Annotated in this window: 10 protein-coding genes; 5 read left to right on the forward strand and 5 right to left on the reverse strand. The window is 70.5% G+C overall.

Going from position 1 to position 16,020, the window contains the following annotated elements; all coding sequences use genetic code 11:
• Positions 1 to 295: 295 nt before the first annotated feature.
• Positions 296 to 736 (forward strand): tetratricopeptide repeat protein, encoded by a 441-nt coding sequence (locus tag BCF44_RS42250; RefSeq protein WP_211353481.1) that lies wholly within the window; start codon positions 296 to 298, stop codon positions 734 to 736.
• Positions 737 to 768: 32 nt separating this feature from the next.
• Positions 769 to 2,025 (forward strand): ROK family transcriptional regulator, encoded by a 1,257-nt coding sequence (locus BCF44_RS42255; protein WP_116180153.1) that lies wholly within the window; start codon positions 769 to 771, stop codon positions 2,023 to 2,025.
• Here the strand turns inward: BCF44_RS42255 and BCF44_RS42260 are convergent.
• Entirely contained in the window at positions 1,998 to 3,932 is a 1,935-nt protein-coding gene (locus tag BCF44_RS42260) for a DUF5107 domain-containing protein (protein ID WP_116180154.1), read from the reverse strand. The two genes, BCF44_RS42255 and BCF44_RS42260, sit on opposite strands and share 28 nt — an antisense overlap.
• 123 nt (positions 3,933 to 4,055) lie before the next feature.
• Here BCF44_RS42260 and BCF44_RS42265 point away from each other — a divergent pair, with 123 nt between their 5' ends.
• Positions 4,056 to 6,281: an RICIN domain-containing protein gene (locus BCF44_RS42265; RefSeq protein WP_116180155.1), complete on the forward strand. Its 2,226-nt coding sequence runs from the start codon at positions 4,056 to 4,058 to the stop codon at positions 6,279 to 6,281.
• Between the two features lie 147 nt (positions 6,282 to 6,428).
• On the opposite strand, the gene BCF44_RS42270 is transcribed toward BCF44_RS42265, so the two are convergent.
• The 3 genes from BCF44_RS42270 to BCF44_RS42280 form a co-directional block, all read right to left on the reverse strand.
• A complete protein-coding gene (locus BCF44_RS42270; RefSeq protein WP_246016129.1) occupies positions 6,429 to 8,873 on the reverse strand; it encodes a DUF7617 domain-containing protein in 2,445 nt (814 codons plus the stop codon).
• Positions 8,874 to 9,137: 264 nt separating this feature from the next.
• Positions 9,138 to 9,926 carry a maleylpyruvate isomerase family mycothiol-dependent enzyme gene (locus BCF44_RS42275; protein WP_116180157.1) on the reverse strand — a complete coding sequence of 263 codons (789 nt, stop codon included), beginning with the start codon at positions 9,924 to 9,926 and terminating at the stop codon, positions 9,138 to 9,140.
• 24 nt (positions 9,927 to 9,950) lie between these two features.
• Entirely contained in the window at positions 9,951 to 10,790 is an 840-nt protein-coding gene (locus tag BCF44_RS42280) for a DUF3626 domain-containing protein (RefSeq protein ID WP_116180158.1), read from the reverse strand.
• 121 nt (positions 10,791 to 10,911) lie between these two features.
• Between BCF44_RS42280 and BCF44_RS42285 the strand changes: the two genes are divergently transcribed.
• Positions 10,912 to 12,051: a serine/threonine protein kinase gene (locus BCF44_RS42285; protein WP_170218049.1), complete on the forward strand. Its 1,140-nt coding sequence runs from the start codon at positions 10,912 to 10,914 to the stop codon at positions 12,049 to 12,051.
• A gap of 18 nt (positions 12,052 to 12,069) precedes the next feature.
• On the opposite strand, the gene BCF44_RS42290 is transcribed toward BCF44_RS42285, so the two are convergent.
• Complete coding sequence (locus BCF44_RS42290; RefSeq protein WP_147328840.1) at positions 12,070 to 12,951, reverse strand: hypothetical protein; 882 nt, start codon at positions 12,949 to 12,951, stop codon at positions 12,070 to 12,072.
• Positions 12,952 to 13,161: 210 nt separating this feature from the next.
• Between BCF44_RS42290 and BCF44_RS42295 the strand changes: the two genes are divergently transcribed.
• Positions 13,162 to 15,999, forward strand: coding sequence for a GH92 family glycosyl hydrolase (locus BCF44_RS42295; protein ID WP_170218050.1), 2,838 nt, complete (start codon positions 13,162 to 13,164; stop codon positions 15,997 to 15,999).
• Positions 16,000 to 16,020 lie beyond the last annotated feature (21 nt).

The raw sequence follows: 16,020 nt of genomic DNA on the forward strand, positions 1-16,020 counted from the left end.
CTCTTCACGCAGGCGTTCCACCTGATCCAGCTTCACAACGTGATCAACGGCACGAACCGCTGTCAACATAAGCAAGTTCACCCGACTTAACGAAGTACTACTAGGCCGCCCCAGGGCGGTTGTCACCCAGAGCGGCCATCGCCGCAACACGCCCCGTGACGCGGTGCAGCGCATCCCTGCACCCCGTCTGGATGGCTGCGACCAGGCAGCACGTAGGTCACGGTGTTCTGTACGACCACGACAGGACGCCAGGGAAAACCATTTCGACATTCGGGTCCAGCCATTGAGAAGGTGTTTGAGATCTTCAGGTGGCAAGGCCGAAGCGGCGTCGTCCCGGACGCATGGCCGGTGCGCGACGAGTGACCCCTTTACGCTGCTGTGCCGCGGCAGTCTCGCCGGGGCCTACCTCGCCGCGGGAGACCTGGACCGGGCGATCCCGATGTACCAACGGGCCCTCGACGGTCAGCTGCGGGTGCTGGGCGGGGATGACCCCGACACGCTGATCTCCTACAACAACCTCGGCGCCGCGTACGAGGCGGCGGGGGACCTGGAGCGGGCGATCCCGCTGTACCGGCAGACCCTCGACGGGCGTGTGCGGGTGCTCGGCAAGGACGACCCCGCACACGCTGATCTCCCGCGAGAGACTCGCCAGCGCCAACAAGTCGGCGCAACCCGGAGGAGGCTGACTTCGGGAAGTGCTTCGTCGTCGGCGGTCCACGTGAAGGCGCTGCCATGACGCATTAGTTCGTGCAGTGTTATAACTAACGCGTGGCGGTGGACAACCTCGATGTCGCGAGCCGGGCCTCGATCCGGCGCACCAACCTCGGCCTGGTCCTCCGCCGCCTGCGCAGCCGCGGCGCCCGGTCCCGGACCCAGCTCGCCGAGGACCTCGGCCTGCCCAAGGCCACGGTCTCCACGCTGGTCAACGAACTCGTCGAGCGCAACCTCGTCCGCGAGGGCGAAGTGCAGCGGGGCGGCAGCGTCGGCCGACCCCGGCAGGCGGTGGAGCTGCACGGCCGCACGCTCTGTGGGCTCGGCGTGGAGATCAGCGTCGACTACGCGCGCGCGATCGCGCTGGACCTGCGCGGTGAGACGCTGCTGGACCAGCGCATCACCATCAACGCCCAACGTGACAGCGAGGTGCTGCTCGACGCCGTCGCCGCGCTGATCGCCCGGGCCGTCGAAAGCATGCGCGAGCAGGGAGTCGAGGTCATCGGCGTCACCGTCGCCACACCGGGTGAGATCGACCGGGACGCGGGCGTCGTGTTGTTCGCCGCCAACATGAACTGGTCTCGGCTGCCTGTGGTGGCGGGCCTGCGGGCCAGGCTCGCCGCCGATGCCCCGCCCATCGCGGTCGGCAACGACGCGAGGCTCGGCGCCATCGCCGAGCACGCGATCGTCGGCCCGGTCGGCATCAACGACCTCATCTACATCACCGGCGAGGTCGGCGTCGGCGCCGGCATCATCACCGACGGCCGGCTGATGCTGGGGGCCACCGGATTCGCCGGCGAGGTCGGCCACATGCCGCTGGATCCCGAACGGCAGCCGTGCGCCTGCGGCCGGCGCGGCTGCTGGGAGACCATGGTCGGCCTGTCCGCCCTGCTGCGGCACGCCGCCGATGCCGGCGATCCGGTCCGCGACCCCGACCGCGACCTGGAGATCCGGCTGGCCGAGATCCGGACCCGGGCCGCGGTGGGGGACAAGCGCACGCTGGCCGCGCTCGACCGCATCGCCCACGGCCTCGGCCTGGGCATCGGTCTGCTGATCGACGTGCTCAACCCGCAGGCGGTCGTGCTCGGCGGGTACTTCGCGATCCTCGGCGACCACCTGCTGGCCACCACCCGGCGCGTGGTAGACGAGCATGTCATGGCCCCGCACGCCGGGGGCTGCCAGCTGCTGGTCTCGACGCTGGGTTTCACCAGCGCCGCGCGCGGCGCCGCCCAGGACGCGCTGGAGCCCGTGTTCCACGACCCGGGCTCGGTGTCGGCGCCGGCGGATCAGCTTTCGGTCATGCGGAAGTCGTAGCTGCGGGGCAGGGGATGGGCCGTGCGGGGCAGGGTCGGGTCGCGCCGTTCGTGGTAGGCGAACCAGAGCTGGTCCAGAGCGTCCTCGCCTTCCCGGAGGTCGGCCACGACGATGCCGGCGCCGATGAGGCGGCCGGCGCGGTCGAGGCTGCCCTCGGCGATGGCCGCCGAGCACTCGAGCATCTGGATCCGACCGTCCGCCCGCAGGTCCGGCGGCAGCCCGTCGACGAGGGCGAGGGCGTCCCTCAGGCGGTCTGCGGCGAGGAGCGCCTGAAGCGTCTCGACGGTCAGCGCCCGCAGGGGAGTGGGCAGCATTTCTCCGGCCTGTAGCAGCAAAGACGCGGCGCTGTCGGCGTTCTCGTCGCACACGGCGAGATTGCGCAGCGCCCAGGGATTGGCCGTCGCCGCCAGCGAGGCGTGCCACGCGTCGCGAGCGGCGTCGGCCTCGCCCGCGTGCCAACGAGCCACGCCGCGATGCAGCCAGGTGAGCCAGTTGTCCCCGGCATGCTCGAGTCGTTGCCGCCAGCCGGGAGTGACCTGATAGGACAGTGGTGCCTCCAGCGGGCCCCGCATGTCGCCGGTGGCCAACAGGTTCAGCCACGGTTCCTGCTCGTCGCCGGTGGTGTCGAACGGCACTCCCGGCAACTCGAGCGACGGGTCGCCGGTCGCGGAGCGGTGGAGCCGTTCCAAGGCGCCCCAACCGGATCCGTTGTGCAGCCGCTCGACCGGCGGCTGGTCCAGCCACTGCCGGGCGGCGTCGTGCTCGGCATCGACGAGGTGGCGGGGGACCAGCTCCTCCAACGCATCCTCGACGGCTGTGCAGGCACTGTCCCAATCGCCGGTCTTGGCGGCGTCGGCGGCGAGTAGGCCGTAGACCTCCAGCCACGACCATTGCGCGCCGGGCGGCATCGGCAGGTGTTCCAGTTGGGTACGGGCGAGGCCGGCCTGGATCTCCAGGTACGGCTGGTCGGCCGGCGACAGCCACTCCTGCCAGCGGCGGCCGCCACCGGCCTGTCCCCACAGGAACAGCTTGCGGCCGCGCAGCCGGTCGGTCGACGCCTGCACCAGACCACTGCCGCCGGCGTCCAGCGCGGCGATCCAGCGGCGGCGGGGCGGCGCGATGTCGTAGAAGTAGTCGGCGGCGTGCCGGCCGTTCGCCGGGTAGCTGCGATCCACGCCGTCGTGGACGGGGATCGGCACGCGCCGGAGCACGCCGTCGTAGGCGAGGTGGTAGGCGGCGTCGGCCGGGGCCAGCACGCGGGTGTCGGGCGTCTCGGGCACGGCGATGTTGGACCACCAGTAGACGGGGACCTCGTGCGCGTTCGGGTTGATGATCCGCACGTGCACGTGGAGCACGGCGGAGCCCTCCGGCGCGTACGCGTCGATCTGGTACACCAACTCCCGGTTTCGCTCGAACTCCCACATGCGCAGCACCTCGACGCCGTCGGGACGCACCACCCGGGCGGCGTGCACGGGGGCGCAGGTGAGTGGCGTGTGGCCGGTGGTGCCGAGGTTCCACTCGACGCCGCCGGCGAACCAGGCGTTGCGCAGCCCCAGGTTCGCCGGTTGGAGGATCGGGTTGCGGTGCAACAACTCCCGTCCGGTGGGCAGGTGAACCAGCGACCGCATCCGGCCGCCGAAGTCGAGCATGAACTCGGCGCGGACCACGCCGTTGTCGACCACGGCCACCGTCAGCTTCCCGTCGGTGAGCTCTCGCGTGTAGCCGTCCTGCACGGTGTAGGGCAGCAGCGTCGCCGGCCGTCCGTACGCGAGGTTGCGAGCCATGTCGGGGCCGGCAGCCGAGGCGTCGATCAGCGGCGTCACCGGACGGGGCGGGGCCAGCGGCGGCAGCGGGTTGTCCGGACCGAGCGCGGCGAAGGGCAGCGTCACCGTGTCGAGGTGAACCACGCGGTGCCTCCGGTTGTGATGGGGACGGGCGCGCGAACCTTGCCGCTACCCTAATTAGTTCGACTAGTGTTATAACTAACGCCCCGGGAGTCAAGAGCCGCCCTCATCCCCAGTGGAGTCGCGATGCGCACCCTGCCCGTCATCGCCCGCCGCCCGCGAACAGCCGTCGGCCTGGCCGTGGCCGTCGCGCTGCTCGGCGCGCCGCCGGCCGCCTCGGCGAGCCCGCCGACCTCCGGCTACACCGTCACCGTCGGGTCCACCAGCTCGTACCAGTTCCCGACCGACACCCCGGCGAGCCCGTTCCTCGACAAGGACGGCACGTTCTACTTCCAGCAGTCCGCGTCCCTCTACGGCGCGACGCAGCCCCGGTACTGGGACTTCTACACCGGCGTCGACTTCGACGGCGCGAGCCGGTCCGCAGCGATCAGCGACGCGGTCAATCCCGCCGAGCCCAGGGACAAGAACAACGACACGAGCTGGCGGTGCGACAACAGCCCCACCGGCGTCGCCGCCACCGACCCGCCGGCGGGCTCGTCCTACTCGCACAAGAACTTCTGCGACCTCGTCGGCGTCTGGGTCGACCCGGACACCGGCAACTGGTACGGCCTGGTGCACAACGAGTTCACTCCGGAGCCGTTCGGCGCCAACTCGTTCTCGCACTACGACGCGATCGACTACGCCGAGTCGACCGACCAGGGCAAGGTGTGGACCATCAAGGGACACGCCATCACGTCTCCGTACAGCACGGCTCGCGGCGACACCACGGCGTTCCCGAACGGCACCTTCGACTACGGCGACGGTGACCCGAGGCTCTTCGTCGACCAGGCCTCGGGCTACTTCTACGTCTACTACGCGTCCCGGATCGTGCCGAAGGCCGGCACCGCCGGCAGCTACGACGGTCTGGCGCACGTCGCCCGCGCGCCGATGTCGTCGAAGATGGCCACCGGATCGTGGCAGAAGTGGTACGACGGCGCCTGGTCCCAGCCCGGCGTGGGCGGCCTGGAGAGCAACATGACGCCGGTGACGGCGGCCGCCCCGACCGGTTACACCGCGGTCGACCACGACTACAAGCCCACCAACCCGGGTTCGGTGCCGCAGCAGATCACGGCCGGCACGCTGCCGCCGAAGTCGGAACTGTTCGTCATGAACATCGCCTACGACGCCTACCTCGGCCTGTACATCGGCGAGCCGGAAGTGGCCGACAGCTCGTCCAAACTGCCGCAGCGGTACTACGTGACCGACGACCTGTCCACGCAGAAGTGGTACTACATAGGCGATTCCGGCAGCTACGCCTCGAACTCCTGGTACCGCTGGTTCGTCGACGGGGCGAACCGGACGAGCTCCACGATCGTCGGCAAGACCTTCCGCTCCTACTGCTCCATCGCCTGCGCCGGTTCGGACGGCGAGTACGCGAACGAGACCGTGGACTCGGCGTCTCCGGCCATGCCGCCCGTGGACCTGAGCACGACCTACCGGATCAGCAACGGGGCGGGGCGGGTGCTCGCCCAGGTCAGCGGCAGCTCGGCGACCACGTCCGTGCCGGCGTCGACCGGCTCAGACCTGGAGACGTGGGCCTTCGCCGCGAACGGCGACGGCTCGTACACGATCACCAACGGCGCCACCGGCCAGGCCCTCGGCGTCGACTCGACGTCGACCGCCAACCGGGCGTGGGCGACCAAGCCGACGGTCACCGCGATCGGATCCACCGTCGGCCAGCAGTGGTTCATCCTCGCCAACACCTCGGCGACCGGGGCCAAGACGGGGACGTATCGGCTGGTCAACCGGTACAGCGGTCTGGTGCTGGGGCTGTCCTCGGATTCGACCCGGCTCGCCGAGACGACGCCCGCCCGGTCCTGGACCAACACCACCGGCGATGCCACCGGCGGGTCGCGCACCGCGGCCGAGCAGACCCTGGGCCTCACCGCGGCCGGCGGGACGGCCGTCCTCGACGGCACGCATCGGATCTCGGTGTCCGGCCAGGGCCTGGACGACCCGAACTGGTCCACCGCGACGGGCACCCAGCTCGTCACGTGGCGGCTCAACGGCGGCTCGAACCAGAACTGGACGTTCACCCGGCAGACCGACGGCTCGTACACCATCGCCAACGCGTACTCCAAGCTGTGCATGGACGACGAGGGCGGCGGCACGGCCGCCGGCACGCGGGTGATCCAGTGGACCTGCACCGGCAACAGCAACCAGCGCTGGACCGCCGCCAAGGCGTCCGGCGGCTACACGCTCACCAACGTCCACAGTGGACTTCTTCTCACCACCGCCTCGGCGACCGACGGCGCTTTGGTGACACAGCAGGCGAACACCGGCTCCGTGCTGCAACAGTGGACGATCAACTGAGGACTCCGTGCGGGGTGCCCCGGCACCCCGCACGGCGCCACTAGTCCCGGGCCGATACCCCCACGGCCGCTGCGGCGCGCCGAATCGTGACCGAAAGCTCGGGAAGACCGCGGCGGTGCCGCCGGTGGCACCGCCGCGGTCAGATGCTCAGCAGCCGAGGAGGGAGCAGGCCACCGCCGAGGAGTTGCTCGTCCTGGAGGGCGGGGTTCCGGCCGGTGAGTTCGTCGGTGTGTACGTGGCCGACGCCGTGTTGGTGAACGGCAGCAGCGACACGAGCAGCGACGTCGAGCAGTAGATCTGCCGGCTCTGCCCGGCCGCCAGGTCGAACGTGCCCGCGGCGGATCGGCACGACGACTCGGCGCTGTCGTTGAGGGTGACGCCGGTGATGCCGACCGGGCCGGCGTCGGTCACCGTGATCCGCCAGTGCGGGTTGGCCAGCAGCAGGCCGAGCAGACCCGGCGTGGCGTGTTTCGTCCACGGTCCGGGGCCGCCGGGTTGGCAGTTCTGGTCGTCGATGGAGGCGCAGATCTCCTTGTTGATCGTCACGTTCGGCTGGCAGGCCGCCCCGGGCGCGACGGACAGGCTCACGGTGTTGGAGGTGAGCGCGCCGGTGGCGTCGTTCCCGGTCGCGGTGTCGGTGGCGGTTGTCGTGGTGCAGGACGGCGAGACGGTGGTCTTGAAGCAGATCTGCGGTGCGTCGCCGTCGAATCCCACCACCAGGTGCGGCTGGTTGCCGCCGGTGAAGTCGTTGCTGTTGTTCAGCACGAGGTGCGCCGACACGGTGATGCCGGGATGTGCGGCCGGTGAGATCCCCGACAGGTCCAGGGAACCGTCCGCGGCGAAGGCCGGATGGGTGAACACCGAACCGTTGGCGTCACTGACATCCGCGGTGGACGCGGTCAGGTCGACGTTGGCCAGGTTCATGTTCTCCAGGCGGGCATTGGTGTAGCCGTGGATGTGCCCGGTGCCGCCGTCGCAGTAGAACGTCGACGGCGTCAGCGTGACGTCCGCCCCGCTGTGGATGCACGGCGAGTTCGACGTCGTCGGGTCCTCGGAGAAGAGGATGCCGGCGTCACCGAGGCCGAACAGGCAGCGAGTGACCTGGTCGTAGGCGTAGCCGTAGTCACGGGTGACGCCGCCGTTGGCGGAGGGATGCGTTGCCGGCAGCGGGAAACCCGCGCACGCGGCGGCCGCCGTCCAGTCGTAGCAGACGGTGTCGCCCGAGCTCGACCCGCCCCAGGTCCCGGTGTAGGTGCGCAGGTGGCCGTCCGGGCCGGTCACCGTCTCCGGGTCGAAAACCAGTTGGTTGGTCAGGGAGTTGAACACGGTCGGCGCGGTCAGCGGGGCCCCGCCCACCGTGTAGCAGGTCGTGGTCGACGCGGGAGCGCCGGTCGTCGTCGCGCACGCGCCGACGGCGTTGTTCGCGGTGTCGTAAGCGGTGTAGGCGTTGTACGACGAAGTGCCGGCAGGCCCGATCGCCTGCGGGGTGGCCCAGCCGGCGCAGGCCGTCGCGGTGGCCGGATCGAAGCAGCCCAGCACCGGCGTGCCGCCGCCCGGCGAGGACGAGGCGAACACCTTGCCGCCGGCCACGGCCATCGACCCCAGGTAGTTGGCGCCGGAGACGTTGTTGTTGGCCGGCACGACGGCCGCGTACGGCTGGCCGGCACACGGCGACTGGGAGGCGATGTTCAGGCACAGCACCTGGCCGTTGCTGCCGACGCCGTAGAGATTGCCGCCGGTGGTGACGAGGCCGGCGAGTCCGTAGGCGCCGCCGGCGCCGGTGCTGATCAGCGGGAAGTACCCGCAGTTGGCCCGCGCGGCGAGGTCGAGGCAGCCGACGCCCACCGAGGAGGCGGTGACCGCGGCGTAGTAGACGACGCCGGGGCGGCCGGGGTCCTGGACGTACTGCGGGGTCAGGGTGCTGGCGATGTCGCCGGTGGAGCCGGAGCCGAACGGCCCGGTCGCGGTGTTGACCGGCCGTGGCCAGGGGCCGCCGGCGCACGGCGCGCCGGCCGTCAGGTCGGTGCAGACCAGCTTGGGGGCCGAGGCGAACAGGTGGTGGTACATGTTCCACGCCTCGACCGTGCCGTTGGCCTGGCGGTAGATGATCGGGGTGTAGCCGTCACCGCCGGTAGGGGTCGCGGTCGGCTTCACCGGCGCTAGCAGGATGTTCGCCAGGTTGGTGCCGCCCTGCCGGGCACCGGGATTGGTCGCCCGCACGGCCACCGTGGCGGCGCCGGGGTCGGTGGTTTGGAAGTTCGTGCCGTCTGTGGACCAGGACGGCGTCCAGCCCGGCGGCACCTGGAGCGAGCCCGGCACGTAGGTCTGCGTGGCGCCGGCGCCGGTGATCGGATCGGTGATCGTCGCCGCCGACGGCCCGGCCGGGCCGTTGTCGGCGTAGCTCAGCACCCAGTTGAGGGTGTCCGCATGGTTGACCGGGTTCGCGCCCGGGTTCGTCACGTCCTGGACGCTCTTGGTCAGCACGGAGGTCGCCGCCGGTGCAGCCGTGATGGGGGCCGCCACGCCGGCCGCGACCGCCGCGGCCACCACGCCGATGGTCAATGTCCTACGCAGGTGATTTCTTCGATGCATGCTCTCCCTCGTCCCCAAATGGACCGTCGCGGAGAATTCCACGCCCGTATGAACCGGAGCCTAGGAACCGGTTCCGGGTCGGGCAATGAGGGTCGCCGGGACGCCGTCGCCCGCTGGCCTGATTGCGTAAGGGCAGGCGTGGATAGGGAGACTCTGGGCACGAGTGCATGCCGCACCCCTGGGCGGAACGGGTCATCCGATGGGCCGAACGGTTTGCTGGTCGGCTTTGTGAACTCAAATGGATTAGGTCTGCCCGAAAATCGGTCACATTGGTGGAACGAGAGTGAAGTAGCGATCGAGCACCGCGCGGGTTCCCACCACACCGAGAAGTTCGTCCGGGCCGATCCGGTGCCAGAGGAACAGCATCAGGTCCGATGCCGTGCCGACCAGTTCGACGTGGCGGGGCTCGGTGCGGTCGATGAGGCGGACTGTGTCGCCGTCGAACTGCACCGTCCAGATGTCCGCGCCGTCGGTCCGGCGGAAGCGGATCCGCTCACCCAGTCCGGGCGGGGCCTGCGTGCGGGCTCGCCGAAACGGCGCCATGACCGTGAAGTTCTGCTCGATGGCGTCCGCGGCGAGGTCGCCGTCGACCGGCTGGGCCGCTTCGAGCGCGTTCTCGGCGTCCCAGCGGTGGACGGCCGCCTCGATGGTCTGCATCCGTGCCCAGAATCCGACGGTCTGCTCCCACGACCACGTCCACACCGGCTCCTCCGGGTCGCGGCCGCCGAACAGCGATTCGAGCGTCGCCGCTCCTTCCGCGAACCAGTCGATCAAGCTCGTCGGCACCGGTTCCCGATTCGGCGCCTGCTCCGGCACGGGCCAACCGCGCGTGTCCCCCGGGAGGCCGAGGAGGGTGCGGTCGCTCGGGTCCGGCGGTGTGGTGAGCCGCTGCCCGATGATGTGGATCACGTATCGGTGCACGCAGCCCAGGTGCACCAGCAGGTCCGACATCGACCAGCCGGGGCAGGACGGGACCAGGGGAGCGTCGGCCGCCCGGCGCATCGCGTCCTCGAGGGCCGTGATCTCACGCCGAAAGTGGGGGACGTAGTCCATGGCGTCACTCTGCCAGTACGGCGCCTACCCGTTCGCCTCGGCGTGCTGCCCGAACCTGACCACGTAGTGCCAGACCCGTTTGAGGGCCTGCTCGTCGTGGCGGCCGGTGCGAGACGCGTCGCCGATGACGCGCGGATCGAGGCGACCGTCGCGGGCGAGAGCGGTGCCGAGGCGCACGACTTCGTGCCCGCGGTACTCCGGGTGTCGCCGCAGCTCGTCCGTCGTCAGGGTGAACCCGCCGTGCCATTCGATCGGGCACGCCAAGCGCCTGGCCGCTGTCTCGGTGGAGGTGTCTCGGTAGCACGGGTCGAGGACCAGCGCCTCCACGTCACGGCCGAGGTCGAGCACGCCGTGCACGTGGGCCTCGATGTAGTCGTCGAGCCGGTCCCTGTCGTCCGCCTCCGCCATCGCGATCAGCGTCGACAGTCTCGACGCCACGCCGAAGCGCGCCGGCTCGAAGACGCTGTCCGGGTAGCAGAACGTGGAAGCGGCCAGGGTGTGACCGGCCAGGCGCAGATGGGCCGAGCCGAAGCGCGGCGAGCCGCCCACCGCGCGGCGACGGAAGTTGAGCGATCCGTACTTCGGCCGTTCCGCCGCCGTCGCGTCGTCGTAGGCGCCGGCGAAGATCCGGCTCTCCCATCGCCAGCGGTCGCCGCCGGGGTGTGCGGTCAGACCCCCATTGCTGGTACCGGTTTCGAACTGCGACCGGTAAACACCGTCGCGGGCCATCAGGTCCAGGATCGGCACGCCGGCCACGAGCCGATCGGGATGGAAATGCAGCGTAACTCGCACCGACGGATTCACCGGTTCGCCTGTGGACAGCGACGTCACATGGGCGATGGCCCGTTCGGCCGGTTGCTGCATTCCCGCAGTATCCACGATGTGGCGGTCCGTGCCGTGTTTCGTTCGCCGGTGTCGTGAACCTTTTCTGCTCGCACGGCGTAGTCACCCCCACGATCGCCGCGGGCCGAGTCTGGGGAGTGATATGACGGTCGCCAGCCAACCAAGCCTCGTGCTCGTCGGGAGGTATCGACTCGACGCCCCACTGGGGCAGCGAAGTGATGGTTGGTTCTGTCGGGCACACGACCTCGTCCAGGACGAAGCCGTCATGGTCAAGATGTTCAGGTCGACGGTGGACGAGCCGGCCGCGCGGGCGTTCGCCGCGCGGGCCAAGGCGCTGGTCGGCCTGCGGCACGACCATCTGATGACGCTGTCCGACGGGGGCATCGCCGACGGCCACCCCTACCTGGTGCTGGAGACGGTCGAGGGGTTCGAACTGCTCGACGCCAAGCCCGGACGGCCGTTGTCCGCACCGGACACCGCCGTTCTCGGCGCCGGGCTGGCGGATGCGTTGGCCCACATGCACGAGAAGGGCGTCGTCCACGGCGATCTGACGCCGGCCAGCGTGGTGACCGACGCGAACGGCCAGCGCCGTCTGGTGGGCTTCGGATTCGGCCGCGACCAGGACGGCGAGGCCCCGGCCGACGTTCGCGCGCTGGGGCTCGTGCTGGCGCGGTGCGTGGATCCGATCCCGGGGCCGCTGGCCCGGGTGCTGTCCGCGATGACGAGTGCGAACCCGGCGCGACGTCCCAGCGCGGCCGAATGCGCTCGATCGCTCCGGCGGGTGGCGCACACGCTGGAATCCGGACGGTGGTCGCCGACGGCGGCGGTGCCCCGCGGCTGGGTGGCCGGGCTTGCCGCCGCCGGCGTGCTGGTGACCGGCGCGGTGGTCGCGTTCGGTCCCATGCGCATGTCCCAAGAGGCCGAGCCGCCGGTGGCCGTGGCCGTGCCGACGATGACGTCGCAGCTCCCGCCGCCCGACACGACCACCACCGCGATACCTGCGCAGCCTCCGTCCTATCCGCCGTCGGCGCCGAGCCATTCCTCGACCACGAGGCGTCCGCCGACAACGAGCGCGCGCCCCACCGCGCGCCCGAATCCGCCGATAGCCACGCAACCGACCACCACCAGCCCCGATCCGACCACGTTCAGCGCCGATCCCACGACCACGGCCCCGACGACCACGGACGATGCGCCCCCCGGCCTGGAGAAGAAGCCGTTCCACCTGCCGCCCGGGTTGCTCAAGAAGCTGCTCTGGTGGGAATGGGACGGCTGGGGCTGGTGATCCGTCCGTGAGAACCGCTCAGGACAGTGCCGCGGGCCATTCCCACTGGATCCCCAGCACCCCGGCGGTCATGTCGGCCGCCGTGAGATGCACGGAGTGATGGCCGCTCAGCCGCAGGTCGGTGAGGCGGTGGCTCTCGGCGTACAGGTCGGCCCGGAGGTAGCCGTTGACGTGGCTGGGCAGCGCCATCGGGTGGAAACGCACCTCCAGCAGGTAGTTGCCCTCCATCCGGCGGAACCCGTGCGCGAAGTCCGACCGGGCCTCGGCGGTCGGGTCGGCGAGCTCGACCTCGAAGATCCACGTCTCGCCGAGCCGCAGCGGCTGCCCGAACAGCAGCTCCGCCACCATGACGTGGCCCTCGCGGTGGCGCAGGAGCCGGCCGGTGTGGCAGTTGCGGGTCGGGCGGACGGTGACCCGGTCGATGTCGCCGGTGGGCACGCCGAAGTACCGCACCAGTAGCCGCTCCACCCCGTCCTTACGCGCCCGGACCAGGCTGCGAATCGTCACGAGCGACGGGCAACGGTGCTCGTCGACGGTGACGATGTGCTCGGTGGTGAGGGTGTCCAGCTCCCACGCGCGCGAACCGGGCAGCTGGTCCAGGAGCTCGCTGATCGGGCCGCTGGACTCGTCGATGCCCTGCCGCGGCAGGAAGGGCGTGGCGGTGCGGCCGGCCAGCAGGTCGGTGAGCGTGCGGCTGGGCAGCCCCAGGATCTCCTCCAGGGCGCCGATCGCCCGCAGCGAGTTGGCCTGCTGCGGCCACGCCCGCCCGTGCTGCCAGTCGCTGAGGCTCGCGATGCCGACCTGGATGCCCCGTTCGGCCAGCCGGGCGCGCAACCGCTGCAACGGCAGTCCCCGCTGCCGGATCGCGTCGCGCAACACCACGTGGAACGGTCCGGACATCGCCATCCCTCGCCGAATTCGGACAACCCTAGCGCCGCCGCGCCGCCGGGCACAGCCGCCCGGGCCGAAATTTCGGCCCTGTCGCAGCGCCCGGGCCGGTGCCGATGCTCGGTGACGGCAACGTTGTCAGGCTCCCCGCCCAGCCGCCGCACTGAGCGTCCCTGCCCCCGGCCGGCTCGGTTCGCCCGGCCGTGATGACGAGGAGATGTCATGGACTTCGCCCGATTCCGACGGCGCGCTCGCGCCGCGTTGTCGATCTCACTGGCGGCCGGTGTCGCACTGGCGGCAGCCGGCGTCGCCACGCCGGCTGCCGCCGCGGCGGTCAGCGACCCGGCCGGCGCCGTGAACACCCTCATCGGCGCCAGCAACAGCGGCGAGACCTTCCCCGGCGCCGACACGCCGTTCGGCATGGTGCAGTGGAGCCCGGAGAACACCGCGGGCAACCAGACCCGCACCCCGCAGCCCGGCGGCTACGACTACGGCGTGACCCGGGTGCGCAGCTTCAGCCTCACCCACATGTCCGGCACCGGCTGCGCGGGCGGCTCCGGCGACATCCCGATCCTGCCGTTCCCGGGGACGGTGTCCTCGTCGCCGAGCTCGGATCGCAGCGACGCCACCTACGCCAGCGGCTTCTCCCACGCCAACGAGACCGGCACCGCCGGCTACTACCGGGTCGGCCTCGACTCCGGCGTCAACGTCGAACTCTCCGCGACCGCCCGCAGCGGCGCCGGACGCTTCACCTACCCCGCCGGGAAAACCGCCTCGCTGCTGGTCCGCACCTCCAACTCGGAGGTCGGCAGCAGCGCCGCCCAGACCACCATCGACGCCGGCAATCGTGTGATCAGCGGATCGGTCACGAGCGGGAACTTCTGCGGTTACATCAACAACGTCGATCGGCGCAGCTACTACACGCTGTACTTCTATGCCGCCTTCGACAAGCCGTTCAGCGCCACCGGAACCTGGCAGGACGGCACCCGCACGGCGGGCGGCACCAGCGTCAGCGGCGCAACCACCTACGGCACGGACGGCTGGCCGGTCGCCGGCAAGGGTTCCGGCGGCTACGTCACGTTCGACACCAGCCAGGGCCAGACCGTGAGCATGCGGGTCGGCATCTCCTACGTCAGCCTCGCCAACGCCAAGGCCAACGTCGACACCGAGAATCCGGCCGGGACCTCCTTCGACACCGTGCGGCAACAGGCCCACGACGCGTGGAACACGGAGCTGAGCCGGATCGAGATCACCGGCGGCAGCGCGGCCCAGCAGACGACCTTCTACTCCGCCCTCTACCACTCCCTGTTGCACCCCAACGTGTTCAGCGACACCAACGGCCAGTACACGGGCATGGACGAGAAGGTGCACACGGTCTCCGGCGCACAACACGCGCAGTACGCCAACTTCTCGGGCTGGGACGTGTATCGCGACCAGGTTCAGCTGGTTACCCTGCTGCGACCCGACATCGGCTCGGACATCGCCCAGTCGCTCTACAACCAGGCCAGCCAGAACAACGGCATCTGGGACCGCTGGACCCACAACCAGGGCGGTACCCACGTCATGACCGGCGACCCCGGGCACGCCGCGGTGTCGAGCATCTACGCCTTCGGCGGCACGAACTTCGACGCGTCAGGGGCACTGTCCTCCATGGTGCACGCCGCCACCACCGTGACCGCCGCCGACCAGAGCGACGACGGCTGGAACGTGATGGTCGTCGGCGAGCGGCCGTCGTTGGACAAGTACCTGTCGATCGGCTACGTCCCGTCGGACGGGCACGCCTGGGGTGGCGCGGGGGAGACCCTCGAGGACGTGTCCGCCGACTTCGGCATCTCCCAGCTGGCGCAACGGCTCGGCAACCCGAGCGTCGGCGACCAGTTCCTGGCGCGGGCCCAGAACTGGAAGAACGTCTTCAACCCGGCCACCGGCTACATCCAGCAGCGCGACTCGTCGGGAGCCTGGCAGCCCTTCGACCCGGCCAGCGACGACGGTTTCGCCGAGGGCACCGCCGCCCAGTACACTTGGATGGTTCCCTTCAACGCCAAGGGTCTGTTCACCAAGGTGGGCGGCAGCACCGCGGCCGCCGGCCGGCTGGACGGCTTCTTCCACAACGCCGACGGCAGCTGGGCACTGTCCAGTTCGGACGGTACGCACTCGGACCTGAGCAACGAGCCGTCGATCGGCACGCCGTGGCTGTACGACTTCGCCGGCCAGCCGTACAAGACCCAGCTGACGGTGCGTCAGGTCGTCAACACCCTGTGGACCACCGGCCCGGGAGGCATTCCCGGCCAGGACGACCTCGGGGCGATGTCGTCGTGGTACGTCTTCGCGGCCATCGGTGTGTACCCGCTGGCCCCGGGCCGGGCCGACCTGCTGCTGGCCAGCCCGCTGTTCAGCCAGGTCGTGGTGCACCGCGGCAACGGCGTCACGCTCACCCTCAACGCCACCGGCGCCGCGACCGGCGCCCCGTACATCCAGAGCCTGCGGCTCAACGGAACCACCTCGACGAAGCCCTGGCTGCCCGAGTCGGTGGTCAGCAGCGGCGGGACCGTCGACATGACGCTCGGCACGGCCGCCAACACCTCGTGGGGCAGCGCGGCGGCCGACGCCCCGCCGTCGTTCGACACCGGCTCGACGTCGGCGACCGACGTGGCCCTGAACAAGCCCGCCACCGCCGACTCCTCGTGCAACAGCAACGAGGGCCCGGCCAAGGCCGTCAACGGCAGCGTGTCCGGCGGCACCAGCGACAAGTGGTGTTCGACCGGCGCGACCAAGTGGTGGCAGGTCGACCTCGGCGGCGCCGTCCCCGTCAAGACCGTCACCGTCCAGCACGCCGGCGCCGGCGGGGAAAGCACCAGCTGGAACACCCGTGACTACGACGTTCAGGCGTCCAGCGACGGCACGTCGTGGACGACCATCGTCCAGGCGCGGGGGAACACCGCCAACGTCACCACGCACTCGGTGAACGTCACCGCCCGATTCCTCCGACTGAACGTGCTGACGCCCGAGCAGGGCAGCGGCGGTGCCGCCCGCATCTACGAGTTCGAGGCCTACAGCTGACCTCCAGCCCGCCGTGCGGTC

Origin of the sequence: Kutzneria buriramensis (assembly GCF_003387475.1) — a bacterium.
In the GTDB taxonomy this organism is placed as follows: Bacteria; Actinomycetota; Actinomycetes; order Mycobacteriales; family Pseudonocardiaceae; genus Kutzneria; species Kutzneria buriramensis.